Raw genomic sequence first — 14559 nt, forward strand, 5'->3', positions numbered from 1 at the left:
CGGAGGAAGCCGCAGACCGGCTCCGAGCGGGCGGCGCTGATGCCGTAGCTGCGGTCGCGGCGAGAGGTCGACTTCCTGGGTTGCCGGTTTCCCAGGACGATCTGGAGAAGCGGGTGTTCGACGAGGTCGCGAACCTCCTCGACCTCGAGGTCGACCTGCTGTTCTTTGACACCACCAGTACCTACGTCGAACTGGCGGAGCCGGACGAACCCGTCGCCCGGGACGAGAAGGGCTGCCTCCTGCCCGACGGGAGGAGGCTCCGGCCGATGCGGACGGCAGCGGATGTGCCCCTGACCAGACGGGTTCCGCACCTTCGGGAAGCCGAAGGACTTCCGCGCGACCTGCCGCGGATCGTGATCGGGGTGACCGTCACCGGGGACAGGATCCCGGTCCGTGTCTGATCCTGGCCCGGCAACACGGTGACCAGAAACTGATCCGGCGGGTCAAGGACGACATGCGGGACCGGACCCTGAGCAGCCGCCCTGGAGACGCTGTAGGAGACGTGGAACTTCCTGCCGATCAACGTGGCCACCCGGGCGGCGGTCCACACCTGGTCCTCCACCCAGCCGTGTGCGGCCGGGCCCTGCTCGAGATACGCGGCCAGTTTCTGCAGGCAGTGCGCGGACGGACGGCGCGGCGATCCACTCGGGCCACGCGAGGGCAGAGCCTGCGCACCGCCGTCTGCCACGCCACGTAGTTGATGAGCACGCCGACACCGCTTCAGGCAGCCATGACTGCCACGGCAGCTACGGGCACGTTGCGACGGCTGACGCTGCCGAGACCGCGTGGTGCGGAACCGGTGGGCGAGAGCCTGAACAGCAGTCGGCTGCGCGAGGACAACCGGGTCGCCACGGCCTGGCTGATCCCGCTCGCCGCGCTGGTGACGATCGCGCGGCGGCGGGGGCAGGACCCTGAAGAGGGCCGTTCATGACTTCGACGATGCGAACGGATTGGCGTTGGCGTGATGGTGTCCCCACACATCCGAGACACCGAAGTCGTGCGGCACCCAGTCCTCGCTCACCTCGATCCCGCCACAGCCGATCTCAAGATGAAAACCGCTGGGGTTTCGCACATAGAACGAGATCGCCTTGTCGTTCATGTGCCGTCCCAGGCTGATCGAAATCGGCGCACCATCGGCCTTGGCCCGGTCGTAAGACCGCCCGACGTCGTCGATCGAGCCGTGCTCGAACTCCAGGTGGTGAATCGCCGTCGTGTCCGCATGAGCCAGCGCGATGTTGTGGTGGGCCGTATTGCAGCGGAAGAAGAACAAGCCGGGAGCACGGTAGTCGGTCAGCTTGAACTCCAGCACGGACTCATACAGTTCGCGAAGCTCGGCGAACTTGGGGCTGGCCAGCACGAAGTGCCCCAGACCCGTAGTACCAGCACGTGCCCCGCCGAGCCGGGCGGCAGCAGTACGCGCCTTGGCCTCACCGACCGCCAGCTCCACCCGGTATCCGACCGGGTCGGTGAACCACCGCAGGCGGGTGGCGCCGCGCAGCTCCATCTCCTGCGCCGAGCCGTCCTCAACCGTGAAACCCGCATCGGTGAGCCTTTGGCTGAGCCGGTCCAGCTCGCGCGGCGTGTCAACGATCCAGCCCAGTTCCCGTGGACTGTCCTCCGCGGACGGATACAAAGCCACGCGGTACTTGAACTCGTCCAGCTCGACGAGCGCGACCTCATCCGTACCGAACGTCGCCGTGGTGACACCGATCCCCAGCGTGCGCCTGAGCAGGTCGGTCCAAGCATGGACATCCGTGACGTTCAGCCCGACATAACCCAGCTTGCGTATACCCACAGTTTCATCCCTCCGCCCCGGCGGTCACGCCGCCCTGCAGAAACTCGCGAACAATGTGGTTGAACTCAGGCGCCCGCTCGTACTGCACCCAATGCCGACAGTGCGGCAGCACGCGGAGTTCCGCGTTGGGTATGCCCTCAAGGATCTTGGGCGCCCAGGTAAGCGGAACGGTTTGGTCCTCCCGCCCCCAGACGAGCAAGGTGGGGGCGGCGATGAGGGGCAGGTCGGGGGTCAGATCCCCGAAGTTCGGGGGAATCGGCAGTTCGGGGTGCGCCTTCAGGCTCGACTCGTACCGTTCGTCGATGAGGGACTCGGTGGCCAGTGTCTCGTCGAACACCATCAGCCGCACGAACTCGGTCATTGCCTCACGGGAAGGCTTCTGGGCTGCCATGTAGGCGAAAAGGCGGTCAAGCCCGACAGGCCACGGTGGCGCGTCCGCTGGGAGAACTCCGCCCGGGGCCATGAGAACCAGCCGGTCCACGCGGTCGGGATAGCGCATCGCCATGCGCATCGCGACGGCTCCCCCGTAGGAGTTGCCCACCAGGTGGGCGCGTTCGATCCCGAGAGCCCTCATCGCGCGGCATACACGTTCCGCCGCGTGGAAGATCAGCGGTTCGTCGGTCGAGGGCCGCGGGGAGCTTCCCCAGCCGGGGAGGTCCACGACGATGTTCCGGTAGTCCTCGAAGGCCGCCAGATTGCCGCCGAAATTGCTCATACCCGTGGCTCCCGGCCCCGAGCCGTGCAGCCACAGGACCGGGTCGCCCGAACCGACCTCGGTATAAGCCAACTGAGCGTCCCTGACATCCATCATGTTCGGCACTTCAATCCTCCCCTCTGTGTATGTAGCGCTCACTATACAAGAATGTGTGACGCTATCAAGGTCGACTTCCATGCCGGAGGCCGACAGCTTCTGTGTCATTCGGCATGCCGGACGGCCGTGTCATGGGCCGCCCAGGTGAGGACCTGTCTGCCTGCTCACCACGCCGTCTGGACTTGCCGACCCGTGTTCAGTCTTCGATCGTCGCGACCAGGTGGCGGTCCGCAGGGGGGCGGCCTCAACTGCCGTGGACCTCCGGCGTCCTGAGTCGGAAGTTCGCGGGTGGTTGCGAAGTGAGGGGCCCGGTCCGAAGCCGTTATCGCTTGAGGGGTGCCGGCCGGCCGTCAGGCGAGGGCCGGGGGCCGGACGGCTCGCTGCCAGGTGGTGGTGAACGCCGACGCCCAGGGTCAAGCGCGGTTGAGGCCGAGAGGGCGTGTGCGGGCGTGGGTGGTGAGTCACCCTGTCAACCACTGGACGTCAGCGCACTGCGCCGAAGCCCTCGGTCGGCAAGGCAGCTGTCTCCGCCTCCGTCCCCGATCCCGCTCGGCTCCAACCAGGTCGTGGTCCACTTGTCCTTCTGCGGGCGATGAGACACCGATCTGCCCATCCCGCAGAGGAGTTCGCGTCAAAGCTGCCGATCGTGTTCTGCCACGAGTCCGGAGGCGAAGTGGGCGCCAGCGGCCCGGAGGTCACCGAACTCCGCGGGGGCGACCGTGTCGCGGTCACCCCGTGGCCGTACCGCCGCGATTGCCGGTAGCGGGTACTGCCTGCTCGGCCACAACGGAATCGGGGGAGTGGCGATTCCCCACCCCACTCAAAGCGGGGCGTCCTCTCGCTGGATCCTTGATGGGCTGCCTCACCGCGTGGAGGTAGAACGTTCGGTATTGACTTCAGGAGCGCGCGTCCCGGGCATGCTTCGAGCGAACGTTCTCCATCGTGCTTCTTCATGCAAGCAAGGACGACGTCTCCGGACAGGCCTGGCCGGAGACCTCGTCCTCGGCGGCACTTTCTTCCTCGTCTGGGTGCTGCGACTCAAGCATGCCGGCGAGGAACATGCCCCTTCCCCAACCCCACGGGCCTGGTCTGGCGTCTGCTCCCCGCCGCTGGCCAGGCCCGTGGCCCACGGATCCAGGCTGCCATGGGCCGGCCGGCGCGCGGGTCGATGCCGCATTGGCGTTGTTGCTGACCACGCTTGGCGATCTGGATGCCGCCGCGACCGCCGGCCGCCCCACGACGGAAGCGGAGCGCGGTGCCGTACGGGGCGCGCTTGCCCACGCGGGCGAGACCGCGCGCGCCGTGCTCACCTCGATGTACGAGCTGGGCAGCTCGACCGCCCTGTACGAGTCGAGCCGGTTGGGCAGGCTGTTCCGCGACGGCCACGCCGCAGCGCAGCATGCCGTCCTGTCGGCGGCCAACTACGAGCTGGCCGGTCGCACCGTCATCGGCATTCCCGCCGGCGACCCCACCCTCTGAGCTGATCACTCGGCCGGGATGTGTGCCCGGGTCGTCAGCGACGAACGAGCACTTCGGTGGTCACCCGACAGCAGCCGGCACGGCGCCGGATGCGGGATCGGGAGCCGCGTCGCCGGCGATGAGCAATGCTCAAGATCTGTGGATCGGCCTCGGGTTGGGACGTGGGAGGGCGTACCTTCCCGAGTGATCGATAGGTCACCGAGTGGACCGACGTTGCACCGTCGGTTGGGAAGGTACGCCCATGCTCAGCGTGGTCAACGAGGACGGCACGACGGAGTCCGGTTCCCTGATCGACGAGATCGTCCGCGAGGGAGCCCGGCGGATCCTCGCTGCCGCGCTGGAGGCGGAAGTCGACCAATACATGGCCGAGTTGGCGGCTGAGCGAGGCGAGCGCGGGCACCGCCTGGTGGTTCGCAACGGCCACCACCGGCCCCGCACTGTCGTCACCGCGGCAGGGCCCGTGGAGGTCACTGCGCCTCGGGTGAACGACCGGCGCGTCGACGAGGCCACCGGCGAGCGCAAGCGGTTCTCCTCCAGAATCCTGGCCCCGTGGTGCCGCAAGTCGCCGAAGATGTCCGACGTGCTTCCCCTGCTTTACCTGCATGGACTGCCCTCGGGGGACTTCGTGCCCGCGCTGGAGCAGTTCCTCGGCGGCTCGGCCGGCCTGTCGTCGACGTCCGTGACGCGGCTGACGAAGCAGTGGTAGGACGACCACACCGTCTTCCAGCAGCGCGACCTCAAGGACCGCGACTTCGTATAGGCGATGGCGCGTTGCAGGCTGGGCAGTTGAGCGGTCTGGCTCTCCTCATGGAGGCCGTGGGCCCGGGCATGGGCGTTCAGGTCAGCCACGACGCGGCTGGCGTGGCCTTCCAGATGGTGCGGGCCATGTCTGCGACGTGCGTCTGGCGGGCAGGCAGGGTGGGGTGCAGGTCCTCGGCGGCCTTCCAGACGTACTCCAGGGGTTTCATGCCCGAGATCTGTCCAGCGGGTGCTGGGTACCGCGCCCCGGCGCAGCAGCGGCTTGACCTGCCGGGCCGGGGCGAGCGCGGGGAGCCCCTCATGCCTCTCCAGCGGCGTGGAAAGCATGGATCCAGGCGAGGTGCCGGTCGAACGCGTCCGGGGCGGCCAGCCGCGCGTCGCGCCGGCGCTGCGCCTCACCGTCGGGCAGATGCAGGACGTCGCCTGTGGTGATCGATGCCGTCTGCACGCGGCGGGTCCGGGCATGTCGTAGCTGTTCATAGCGTGCGCGGGCCTCCTCCCAGTCGCTGTCGGCCAGGAGACAGTCGGCGAGGACGATGGCGTCCTCGATCGACTGGTTCGCACCCTGACCGTGGTGGGGGACCATCGCATGCGCGGCATCGCCGAGCAGGGTCACCCGGCCCTTCGACCACGATTCCAAGGGCGGACGGTGAAAGAGCGCCCAGCGCTCGGTGACCGGGACGGCACTGATCATCTGTACGATCGCCGGGTGCCACTCGGCGAACATCGTGAGGTGTTCGCCCTCGCGCTCGACCGGTGTCACCCAGCTGGAGGCGGACCAGGGCTCCGGTGTGCGCTGGACGAGGAAGAAGTTCTGGTCACCGTTGCCGATCGGGTAGTGCAACAGGTGGCCACCGGGCCCCATCCAGAACTGGATCGCCTCCGGGTCGGGCAGCAGATCGAGCTTGTCGGCCGGCACGATGCCACGCCAGGCCGACGAGCCGGAGTACAGCGCGTCGTCGTAGCCGAGCAGGAGGCGGCGTACGGTCGAGCGGGCGCCGTCGGCTCCGATCACGAGATCGGCTTCGGCCGAGGAGCCGTCGGCGAAGTGGAGACGGGCCTGCGCGCCGGAGTCGTCGATGTCGACAAGCCGCTTCTTGAGGTGCAGACCCTCCACCCCGCACCCTGCGTCTGGGCCGGCGAGCGCGCCGAGCAGGATCGCCTGAAGGTCGGCTCGGTGGATGCCGTAGTACGGCGCTCCACAGCGCTGGTGGTAGTCGGCACGCGAGAGCACCCGGCCGACCACGTCGCCGGTGCGTCCGGAGCGGAAGACCAGGCCGTCCACGTCGGCCGCCGCCGCGGCGAGCGGCTCGGTGAGGTTGAGTCGCGCTTGCAGATGGCGCACCGAATTGGCCGAGAGCGCGACGGCGGCGCCGACTTCGCGCAGCTCCTCGGCCTGTTCGTAGAGGTGTACCTCCCACCCCTTGCGGCGTAGCTCCAGGGCGAGGGTCAGCCCGCCGATGCCGGCGCCGACGATGGCGATCCGAGGTGTCGTGGAGCGAGTGGCGGTGCTCATGCAGAGTGTCTTTCGTCCGAGGCTCAGGGAGAGGTGGGGGAAGGGAGCGGGGCTGCTCGACCGGGTCGTTCCGGTCGAGCAGCCCCGTGGTGGCAGACGGCTATCCGTTGATGTCGGACGGGTGTGTCGCCAGCGGCGTCACCGCGATGTCCATGTAGGGGAACAGCGGCAGGTCGGACAGGATCTGGTGGAGCTCGTCGCCCGACTCGACCTCGAAGATCGAGTAGTTCGAGTACTCGCCGACGATCCGCCATATGTGGGGCCACTTGCCGGCCCGCTGCAGTTCCTGCGAGTACGCCTTCTCCCGGTCGACGGTCGCAGCCCGGACTTCGGGGTCGAGGTCGTGCGGGATCTGCACGTCCATCCGCACGTGGAAGAGCACTCAGGCCTCCGGGTCGAGGACGAAGGAGTACGCCACGGTCGCCGAGCCGCCGGCCTGCTGCTGCGGGTCGAGCAGCAGTTCCGGCTTCACCGCCGAGGCGATGTCGTCGTCGTTGTGGGCGTCGCCGGGGAAGTAGAGCTGCGCGGTGAGCAGCTGGTAGCCCGGAGCGGAGACCTTGACGTGGATGTGGGCCGGGCGCCAGGCGTGCCACCCGGCCGCCTCGATGAGCGCACCGCAGGCACCATCGGTCGGAATCTGGTACGGCGCGGGCTGGACGGTGTGGATCTCGAAGGAGCCGTCGGGGCCGACGTGGTTCGTGCCACGCAGGTTCCACTCCGGCAGGTTGGGGGCGAACAGGCTGTAGAAGCCGTCGTCGTCGGCGTGCCAGATCTCGACCTTCGCGTCGGACAGGGCGGTGCCGTCGACCGCGGTGACGGTGCCGGTCCAGGTGAGCGGCGTGCCCCCCTCGCCCTCGCGCATCGGGACGGTGCCGACACCCTTCTCGTCGGAGATCACCGGCGAGTTCGGGACGTAGTACGGGCCCTCGATGGTGCCCTTGTTGCCCTGGCGGTCGGAGGTGGCGACCTCCTCGACCACGTGCTCGACCCAGACGTCCAGGAAGAGCGGCCACTCGCCGTCGAGCCCGACCTGGATCAGCCACGCCTTGAGAGCGTTGTACTCGGCGTAGGTGACGTTCTCCTCGCGGATGGTGGCGTGGACGGCCTCGAGCACGCGGCGCGCGAGCTTGTCGACGCGCTCCTTCGGCACGTCCTTGACCGCCTCGTAGGGAGACTTGTCGTTCTGGAAGCGTGCGGTGGCGTTGGCGCCGGAGGCGGCGGCGCTAGCAACCTCAGAGGTCATGGTGCTTCTCCTGTCGCTTGTTCTTCTCGGCCCCAGGGGGGCGGTGGTGGATCAGGCCCGACCGTCGGTGCGGTAGCGAGCGAGCTTGTCGGGGTCGATCGTGACGCCGAGGCCGGGGCCGGACGGCACGCTCAGGTGGCCGTCACGGATCTGGAACGGCTCGGCGAGCAGGTCATCGCTCATGTCGAGGAAGTTGGACAGCTCCCCGGCGCGGCGCGAAGTCAGTCGGTAGGCCGCCGCGAACGTGACTGCGCACGCGGTGCCGAGCTGGCCGTCGATCTGGTTGCCGATGACGGCCTCGATGCCGAGCCCCTCGGCCAGGTGGTGCACGCGCTGAGAGACGGTGAACCCGGTGCGTGCCGTCTTGATCGAGACGGCCGTCGCCGATCCCCCGAGGATCTCCCGGGTGACCTCGGCGGGCGTGGTCGCGGACTCGTCGGCGATCGTGGGCACCGCGGTCCGAGCGACCAGCCAGCGGCGGCCCAGGACGTCGTCGGCGGGGCAGAGCTCCTCGGCGAAGAGCAGGTCGAGGTCGGCCATCTCGCGCATCGCTGCGGCCGACTCCGCCGGCGACCAGCCGCGGTTGCCGTCGACGTACAGCTCCGCCTCGGCACCGAAGCGCTCCCGCAGCGCGCGCACCACCGCGGTGTCGAGCGATACCGGGTGCCGTCCCACCTTCACCTTGAAGGTGGTGATGCCGTACGTGGAGCGCATCCGCTCGGCCTCGGCCACCATCTTCTGCGGCTCCTCGAAGCCGAGCATGTGGCTGACCCGCATCCGGTCGGTGTAGCCGCCGAGCAGGTCGCTGACCGACTGGCCCAGGGTCTGACCGAGCGCGTCCCAGATGGCCATGTCGATCGCCGACTTCGCGGTGGGGTTGCCGATCGTGCGGCGCATCCGCTGGTGGGCGACCTCGCGCTGGAGGAGCGTCAGGCCGACGATCTGCGGGGCGAAGACGTTCTCGATGACCGCCACGATGCCCTGCTGGGTCTCGCCGTAGGTGAAGGGCCGGGGTGGCGCCTCGGCGACGCCGACGATCCCGTCGTCGGTGTGGACCCGGACGAGCACGTGCTCGGCCGCGTGCACCTCGCCGGAGGCGAACTTCAGCGGCTTGAGGTAGGGGATGGAGAACGGGATCGCCTCGACCCGGACGATCTTCATGCAGGCTCCTCGGTAGGGACGGAGGCCGCGCCGGACGTGGCGGTCAGCAGTGCGACGACGGCGTTGACGAGCGGGTTGTCCTCGTCGGCGCGGCGCCCCAGCGCGAGGCCCACCGAGCCCGCGTCTGCGACATCGCGGAAGACGACGCCGTCCAGGGGGAGGGAGCGGACGCCGGCCGGGGCGAGTGAGACCCCGAGGCCGGCGGCCACCAGCGCCAACAGGACGGAGGTGCCGGGTGCCGCGTGCTCGCGGTGGGGCACGAACCCGGCGGTACGGCAGGCGCGCGTGACCGCGTCGTTGACCACCGACTGGCGAGCGTCGTAGAGGATGAACGGCTCGGTGCGCAGGTCGGCCATCGCGATGATGGGCTCGGCCACGAGACGGTGATCGGCGGGCACGGCCAGGACCAGCGGCTCTTCGTCGAGCAGGCTCAGCTCGATGCCCTCACCCGCCGCGGGCGGCCGGAGCAGGCCGAGGTCGATCGTGCCGGCGCGCAGCGCGTCACACTGCTCGGAGGTGAGCAGGTCGGCGTGGATCTCCAGCGCCACACCGGGCAGCTCGCGCTTGAGCAGCCGGGCGATCCGGGGCAGATGCGAGAACGACGACGTGCCGGTCAGGCCCAGACGCAGCAGGCCGTGCCGTCCGGCCGCGATCCGCCGTACGCCGCGCAGGCTGTCGTCCAGGGCGCCCAGGATGCGGGCCGCCTCGGTCTGGAGGAACTCACCGGCAGGGGTGAGCGAGACCTGTCGCGTGGTGCGGTTGAACAGCGTGACGCCGAGCTCGGCCTCCAGCTGACGGATCGCCTGCGAGAGCGCGGGCTGGGCGACGTGGAGGCGCTCTGCGGCACGCCCGAAGTGGCAGGTCTCGGCCACGGCGGTGAAGTAGCGCAGGTGCCGCAGGTCCATGACGCCCGTCCTCAGGTCGGCAGATCGGCTGGAGTCCCAGTGACGCCAAGTCGTGCCCGTCACACTAGGTCGGGCAATCCATAGGGGGCAAAGACATGTTTCGACTCGATTAAGAGTGGCTGCTTATTAATCGAGTGCTAGGTCAGGACTAGGCATTTACCGGGTACGACGCTCGCCCTAGTGATGCGACGGTCGATTTCAACCCAGTCGATGCCACCTATTTTCCTGGAGGTCACCATGACCGAGATGCTGGAGCGTCGCATCGGCCCGTACCGCCGCGTCAGCGAGTTGTTGGACCAGGCTGTCGTCGATGACCGGGAGGCGGGTGTCATCCGCGCCAACCGGCAGATCTTCACCGATGACGAGCTCTTCGAGCTGGAGATGAAGCACATCTTCGAGGGCAACTGGATCTACCTCGCGCACGAGAGCCAGGTCCCCGAGCCGGGCGACTACTTCACGACGTACATGGGCCGGCAGCCCGTCGTGATCACCCGTGACAAGGACAGCCGGCTGCACCTGCTGATCAACGCCTGTGCGCACCGCGGCGCCATGCTGTGCCGCAGGAAGACCGACAACCGCACCACGCTGACCTGTCCCTTCCACGGCTGGACGTTCCGCAACGACGGCACCCTGCTCAAGGTCAAGGACCCGGACGGCGCCGGCTACCCGGACAGCTTCGACACCGACGGCTCGCACAACCTCACCAAGGTCGCCCGCTTCGACTCCTACCGGGGCTTCCTGTTCGGCAGCCTCAACCCCGACGTCGCGGAGCTCTCCGAGCACCTGGGCGACGCGACGAAGGTCATCGACATGCTGGTCGACCAGTCGCCGGACGGCCTGGAGGTGCTCCGGGGCTCCTCCACCTACACCTACGACGGCAACTGGAAGGTCCAGGCCGAGAACGGTGCCGACGGCTACCACGTCACCGCCACGCACTGGAACTACGCGGCCACCACCTCGCGCCGCAACACGGGCGAGTCGACGAACGCCACCAAGACCCTGGACGCCGGCAGCTGGGGCAAGTCCGGAGGCGGCTACTGGTCCTACCCGAACGGCCACCTGTGCCTGTGGACCTGGGCGGCCAACCCCCAGGACCGACCTCTGTGGGACCGGATGGAGGAGCTGAAGCAGACCTACGGCGAGGCCAAGGGCGAGTTCATGGTGAAGGGCTCCCGCAACCTCTGCGTCTATCCCAACGTGTATCTGATGGACCAGTTCTCCACCCAGATCCGCCACTTCCGGCCGATCGCGCCGGACAAGACCGAGGTCACCATCTACTGCATCGCCCCGAAGGGGGAGAGCGCCGAGTCGCGGGCCTGGCGGATCCGGCAGTACGAGGACTTCTTCAACGCCTCCGGCATGGCGACCCCGGACGATCTCGAGGAGTTCCGCTCCTGCCAGCTGACCTTCCGCGCCACCGCAGCCCCGTGGAACGACATGAGCCGCGGCGCCGAGCACTGGGTCTCGGGCCCCGACGAGGTCGCGACCGCGCTCGACATGCCGGGCGTCGTCTCGGCCGGCAAGCGCAACGAGGACGAGGGCCTCTACCCGGTTCAGCACAGCTACTGGCTCGAGACGATGCGCGCCGCCGTCGCCGCCGAGGAGGAGAACTGAGATGACCACCGCAACGACCGGATCCGCACCCGCCGAGGCCAGGCTGATCACGCAGAACGCCATCGAGCAGTTCCTCTACCGCGAGGCCCGCTACCTCGACGACCGCGAGTTCGAGAAGTGGCTGGCCTGCTACGCCGACGACGTCGTCTACTGGATGCCCTGCTGGGCCGACGACGACCGGCTCACCGAGGATCCGCAGACCGAGATGTCGCTGATCTACTACGCCAACAAGGGCGGTCTGGAGGACCGGGTCTTCCGCATCCGCACCGAGCGCTCGTCGGCGACGTCGCTCCCCGAGCCGCGGACCTCGCACAACATCAGCAACGTCGAGGTGATCGAGCGCCGCGGCGATTTGGTCGACGTGCGCTTCAACTGGCACACGATGTACTTCCGCTACAACACCGTCGACCCGTACTACGGCACGTCGTTCTACACCATCGACTTCTCCGGCGAGCAGCCGCTGATCCGTCGCAAGACCGTGATCTTGAAGAACGACTACATCCACCACGTCGTCGACGTGTATCACTTCTGAGGTCCCCATGACGTCCACCAGGCTCGAGGCATCCCGCGAGGCGGCGACCCATCAGGTCGCGCTCGCTTTCGAGGACGGGGTCACCCGGTTCATCACCTGTCGCGCGGACCAGACGGTCGCGGACGCGTCGTACCGCCAGCGCATCAACATCCCGCTCGACTGCCGCGACGGTGCCTGTGGAACGTGCAAGGCGTTCTGCGAATCAGGTGAGTACGAGCACGGCACCTACATCGACGACGCTCTGTCGGCCGACGAGGCCGCACAGCGCTATGTGCTGCCGTGCCAGCTGCGACCGAGCACCGACCTCGTGCTGCAGATCAACAGCACCAGCGAGGTGGCCAAGACCAGCGCCGCCGCCTACACCGGCACCGTCGTGGGCATCGACCGGCTCAGCGCCACCACGGTCGAGCTCTCGGTGGACCTCCTGAACCGGGCCGATCTCGCCTTTCTTCCCGGGCAGTACGTCAACGTGGCCGTGCCCGGCACGGACGTCACACGGTCCTACTCCTTCAGCAACGCGCCGAGCGAGGAGCGGCTGACCTTCCTGGTCAAGCTCACCCCGGGCGGCGTCATGTCCGAATGGCTCGACCAGCGTGCCGCCGTCGGCGACCAGCTCAGCCTGACCGGTCCGCACGGCTCGTTCTTCCTGCGGGAGGCGGACCGTCCCGCGGTGCTCCTTGCAGGTGGCACCGGCCTGGCGCCGATCCTCTCCATGCTGCGCAAGCTCCGCCTCGAGGACTCGCCCCGCCCGCTCCACCTCATCTACGGCGTGTCCACCGACACCGACGTGGTCAAGCTCGACGAGCTCCGCGAACTGGCCGCCGCGCTGCCCCACTTTACCTGGGACCACTGCGTCTCCGATCCGGCCACCACCGCCCGCAACCAGGGCTATGTGACCGCGCTGCTCAGCCCTAATCATCTGCACGACGGTGCCGCGGCCGTCTATCTGTGCGGCCCGCCCCCGATGGTGGAGTCGGTGCGTACTCACGTGGCCGAGGCCGGCATCGAGCCGTCCGGCTTCTACTACGAGAAGTTCGCGCTGGCCGCGACGGCCACGACCGCCGCGACGAGCCCGCCGCGCGCCGCGGAGCCGGTGGGCGTCGCGCCCTGCGAGCAGCTGATGCTCTCGCCCGACGCCCGCGGCCACGCCGGCCAGGAGATCCTTCCGGCGACGGCGACGGCGCTGGCGCCCCTTGCGGCCACCGGCGCCTCAGGGGCGGTGCCTGCCGACGGCCCTGACGACACGGTCCGGCGGATCGCCGGCCAGTTGGTCGCACCGCCGTCGGCCAGGGCCGCGGCGGACCAGGCGCGGACGGCGCTCGACGTCGACGGCGCGCTCCTGCCGGACGCGGACGCGCGGACGGTGGCCGGTCAGCAGGTCTTCGCCGCGATCGAGGAGCAGGCCCCGACCACCATCGCCGAGGACGGCTACCAGATCGGGGAGGAGCACCCCGACATCCAGGCTTCCGACGCCCTCTTCGAGGCGCGCGAGGCGCTGGAGCTCGGCGCGCTCGAACTCACCATCGGCCGGCTCACCTCACAGCAGCTGGCCGGTTACCGGCTCCTGGCCGAGTCGACGGTGCCGTACGTCGACGCAGCGCGTGCGCGGTTCACCGACCCGCACCGCTACACCGAGACGAACGCCGCTTTCCACGACTACCTGCTCGCCCTGACCGGCAACGCCCATCTGCTGCAGGCCTACCAGGCGCTGGGGGTGAAGGCCCGGATGGAGGAGGTGCTGCGCGACGCGACCTGGTGCCACCCCCGTTGTGCCCAGGACCACCTGGACATCGTCGCGGCCTTCGAGGCCGGCGACCGCGGGCAGGCCCGGACGCTGATCGCCGCGCACGCCGAGCGGTCCAAGCAGACCATGCGCCGCGCGATGTCCGACCGCGTCGCGAGCACCACGCCGCGGTTCATCGCCCCCGGCCGCTTCAGAGGCAGGGTTGTCATCGTGACCGGCGCCGCCCAGGGAATCGGCGAGGCGGTCGCCCGGCGGATCGGCGCCGAGGGCGGACAGGTGGTGCTGGTCGATCGCTCGGAGCTGGTCCGCGAGGTCACCGCCGACCTCGCCGCCACGGGGGTCCCTGCTCGCGCGGTCTGCGCTGACCTCGAGCAGTACGACGGTGCGGCCGCTCTGGTGCGCGAGACGCTGGCGGCGTACGGGCGGATCGACGTGCTGATCAACAACGTCGGCGGCGCGATCAACTTCAAGCCGTTCGTCGAGTTCACCGCCCCCGAGATCGATGCCGAGGTCACCCGCTCCCTGATGACCACGCTCTACGCCTGTCGCGCGGCGCTCCCCGCCATGGTCGCAGCGGGCCACGGCGTGATCGTCAACGTCTCCTCGGCGGCCACCCGAGGCATCCACCGGATCCCGTACTCCGCGGCGAAGGGCGGCATCAACGCGATCACCGCCTCGCTCGCCATGGAGTACGCCGACGCGGGGGTGCGCGTCGTGGCAACGGCGCCCGGCGGCACTGACGCCCCGCCGCGACGGATCTCCCGGGGCACCCCTCAGCCCACGAACGCAGTGGAGCAGGCGTGGTTCCAGGCTCACATCGACCAGACCCTGGAGTCGTCGCTTCTGCACCGCTACGGGACACTGGACGAGCAGGCCGCGGCGATCTGCTTCCTCGCCTCGGACGAGGCCGCCTACATCACCGGGACCGTGCTGCCGGTCGCGGGCGGTGACCTCGGATGAGCCGCGACTTCATCGTCTGATCCCAAGGACACGGCATAAA

General features: G+C 68.9%; 14 protein-coding genes and 3 pseudogenes. 8 read left to right on the forward strand and 9 right to left on the reverse strand.

The window, feature by feature from the left end; genetic code table 11:
• Positions 1 to 86: 86 nt before the first annotated feature.
• Positions 87 to 475 (forward strand): annotated as a pseudogene (locus ACQEXA_RS53105) (IS1634 family transposase); the annotation flags it as partial.
• Between the two features lie 3 nt (positions 476 to 478).
• On the opposite strand, the pseudogene ACQEXA_RS53110 reads toward ACQEXA_RS53105, so the two are convergent.
• Positions 479 to 769 (reverse strand): annotated as a pseudogene (locus ACQEXA_RS53110) (winged helix-turn-helix domain-containing protein); the annotation flags it as partial.
• A 30-nt stretch (positions 770 to 799) separates the two neighbouring features.
• Between ACQEXA_RS53110 and ACQEXA_RS53115 the strand changes: the two are divergent.
• Positions 800 to 931, forward strand: a complete 132-nt coding sequence (locus ACQEXA_RS53115; protein ID WP_433133674.1) for a hypothetical protein — start codon at positions 800 to 802, stop codon at positions 929 to 931.
• On the opposite strand, the gene ACQEXA_RS53120 is transcribed toward ACQEXA_RS53115, so the two are convergent.
• Together ACQEXA_RS53120 and ACQEXA_RS53125 are read right to left on the reverse strand one after the other, a co-directional pair.
• Complete coding sequence (locus tag ACQEXA_RS53120) at positions 926 to 1795, reverse strand: VOC family protein (protein ID WP_432921900.1); 870 nt, start codon at positions 1793 to 1795, stop codon at positions 926 to 928. The two genes, ACQEXA_RS53115 and ACQEXA_RS53120, sit on opposite strands and share 6 nt — an antisense overlap.
• A gap of 4 nt (positions 1796 to 1799) precedes the next feature.
• Positions 1800 to 2582 (reverse strand): alpha/beta fold hydrolase, encoded by a 783-nt coding sequence (locus ACQEXA_RS53125; RefSeq protein ID WP_432921897.1) that lies wholly within the window; start codon positions 2580 to 2582, stop codon positions 1800 to 1802.
• Positions 2583 to 3198: 616 nt separating this feature from the next.
• Between ACQEXA_RS53125 and ACQEXA_RS53130 the strand changes: the two genes are divergently transcribed.
• The 3 genes and pseudogenes from ACQEXA_RS53130 to ACQEXA_RS53140 all read left to right on the forward strand — a co-directional run.
• Entirely contained in the window at positions 3199 to 3369 is a 171-nt protein-coding gene (locus ACQEXA_RS53130) for an alcohol dehydrogenase catalytic domain-containing protein (protein WP_432921894.1), read from the forward strand.
• Between the two features lie 296 nt (positions 3370 to 3665).
• Complete coding sequence (locus tag ACQEXA_RS53135; RefSeq protein ID WP_433133676.1) at positions 3666 to 4085, forward strand: hypothetical protein; 420 nt, start codon at positions 3666 to 3668, stop codon at positions 4083 to 4085.
• Positions 4086 to 4326: 241 nt separating this feature from the next.
• Positions 4327 to 4788: pseudogene (locus ACQEXA_RS53140) on the forward strand (transposase); the annotation flags it as partial.
• Positions 4789 to 4921: 133 nt separating this feature from the next.
• Here the strand turns inward: ACQEXA_RS53140 and ACQEXA_RS53145 are convergent.
• The 6 genes from ACQEXA_RS53145 to ACQEXA_RS53170 all read right to left on the reverse strand — a co-directional run bounded on the left by ACQEXA_RS53145 (position 4922) and on the right by ACQEXA_RS53170 (position 9669).
• Positions 4922 to 5053: a hypothetical protein gene (locus ACQEXA_RS53145; RefSeq protein WP_432921889.1), complete on the reverse strand. Its 132-nt coding sequence runs from the start codon at positions 5051 to 5053 to the stop codon at positions 4922 to 4924.
• 89 nt (positions 5054 to 5142) lie between these two features.
• Complete coding sequence (locus ACQEXA_RS53150; RefSeq protein WP_432921886.1) at positions 5143 to 6360, reverse strand: FAD-dependent monooxygenase; 1218 nt, start codon at positions 6358 to 6360, stop codon at positions 5143 to 5145.
• A 100-nt stretch (positions 6361 to 6460) separates the two neighbouring features.
• Positions 6461 to 6742 carry a muconolactone Delta-isomerase gene (gene catC, locus ACQEXA_RS53155; RefSeq protein WP_432921883.1) on the reverse strand — a complete coding sequence of 94 codons (282 nt, stop codon included), beginning with the start codon at positions 6740 to 6742 and terminating at the stop codon, positions 6461 to 6463.
• The gene (gene catA / locus ACQEXA_RS53160; protein ID WP_432921880.1) at positions 6743 to 7603 is read right to left on the reverse strand and encodes a catechol 1,2-dioxygenase; all 861 of its coding nucleotides are present in this window, start codon (positions 7601 to 7603) and stop codon (positions 6743 to 6745) included.
• 51 nt (positions 7604 to 7654) lie between these two features.
• Complete coding sequence (locus ACQEXA_RS53165) at positions 7655 to 8764, reverse strand: mandelate racemase/muconate lactonizing enzyme family protein (protein ID WP_433133678.1); 1110 nt, start codon at positions 8762 to 8764, stop codon at positions 7655 to 7657.
• Positions 8761 to 9669 (reverse strand): LysR substrate-binding domain-containing protein, encoded by a 909-nt coding sequence (locus ACQEXA_RS53170; RefSeq protein ID WP_432921874.1) that lies wholly within the window; start codon positions 9667 to 9669, stop codon positions 8761 to 8763. The genes ACQEXA_RS53165 and ACQEXA_RS53170 overlap by 4 nt, the downstream gene beginning before the upstream one ends.
• Positions 9670 to 9906: 237 nt before the next feature.
• On the opposite strand from ACQEXA_RS53170, the gene benA reads away from it, so the two are divergent.
• The 3 genes from benA to benC are packed head-to-tail and all read left to right on the forward strand — an operon-like array spanning position 9907 to position 14519.
• Positions 9907 to 11283 carry a benzoate 1,2-dioxygenase large subunit gene (gene benA / locus ACQEXA_RS53175; protein ID WP_432921871.1) on the forward strand — a complete coding sequence of 459 codons (1377 nt, stop codon included), beginning with the start codon at positions 9907 to 9909 and terminating at the stop codon, positions 11281 to 11283.
• 1 nt (position 11284) lies between these two features.
• On the forward strand, positions 11285 to 11815 hold the full coding sequence (gene benB, locus ACQEXA_RS53180; RefSeq protein ID WP_432921868.1) for a benzoate 1,2-dioxygenase small subunit: 531 nt from the start codon (positions 11285 to 11287) through the stop codon (positions 11813 to 11815).
• Between the two features lie 7 nt (positions 11816 to 11822).
• Positions 11823 to 14519 carry a benzoate 1,2-dioxygenase electron transfer component BenC gene (gene benC / locus ACQEXA_RS53185; protein ID WP_432921865.1) on the forward strand — a complete coding sequence of 899 codons (2697 nt, stop codon included), beginning with the start codon at positions 11823 to 11825 and terminating at the stop codon, positions 14517 to 14519.
• The last annotated feature ends 40 nt before the right edge of the window (positions 14520 to 14559 follow it).

Source organism: Streptomyces sp. CA-106110, from assembly GCF_050936285.1.
GTDB lineage: Bacteria > Actinomycetota > Actinomycetes > Streptomycetales > Streptomycetaceae > Streptomyces.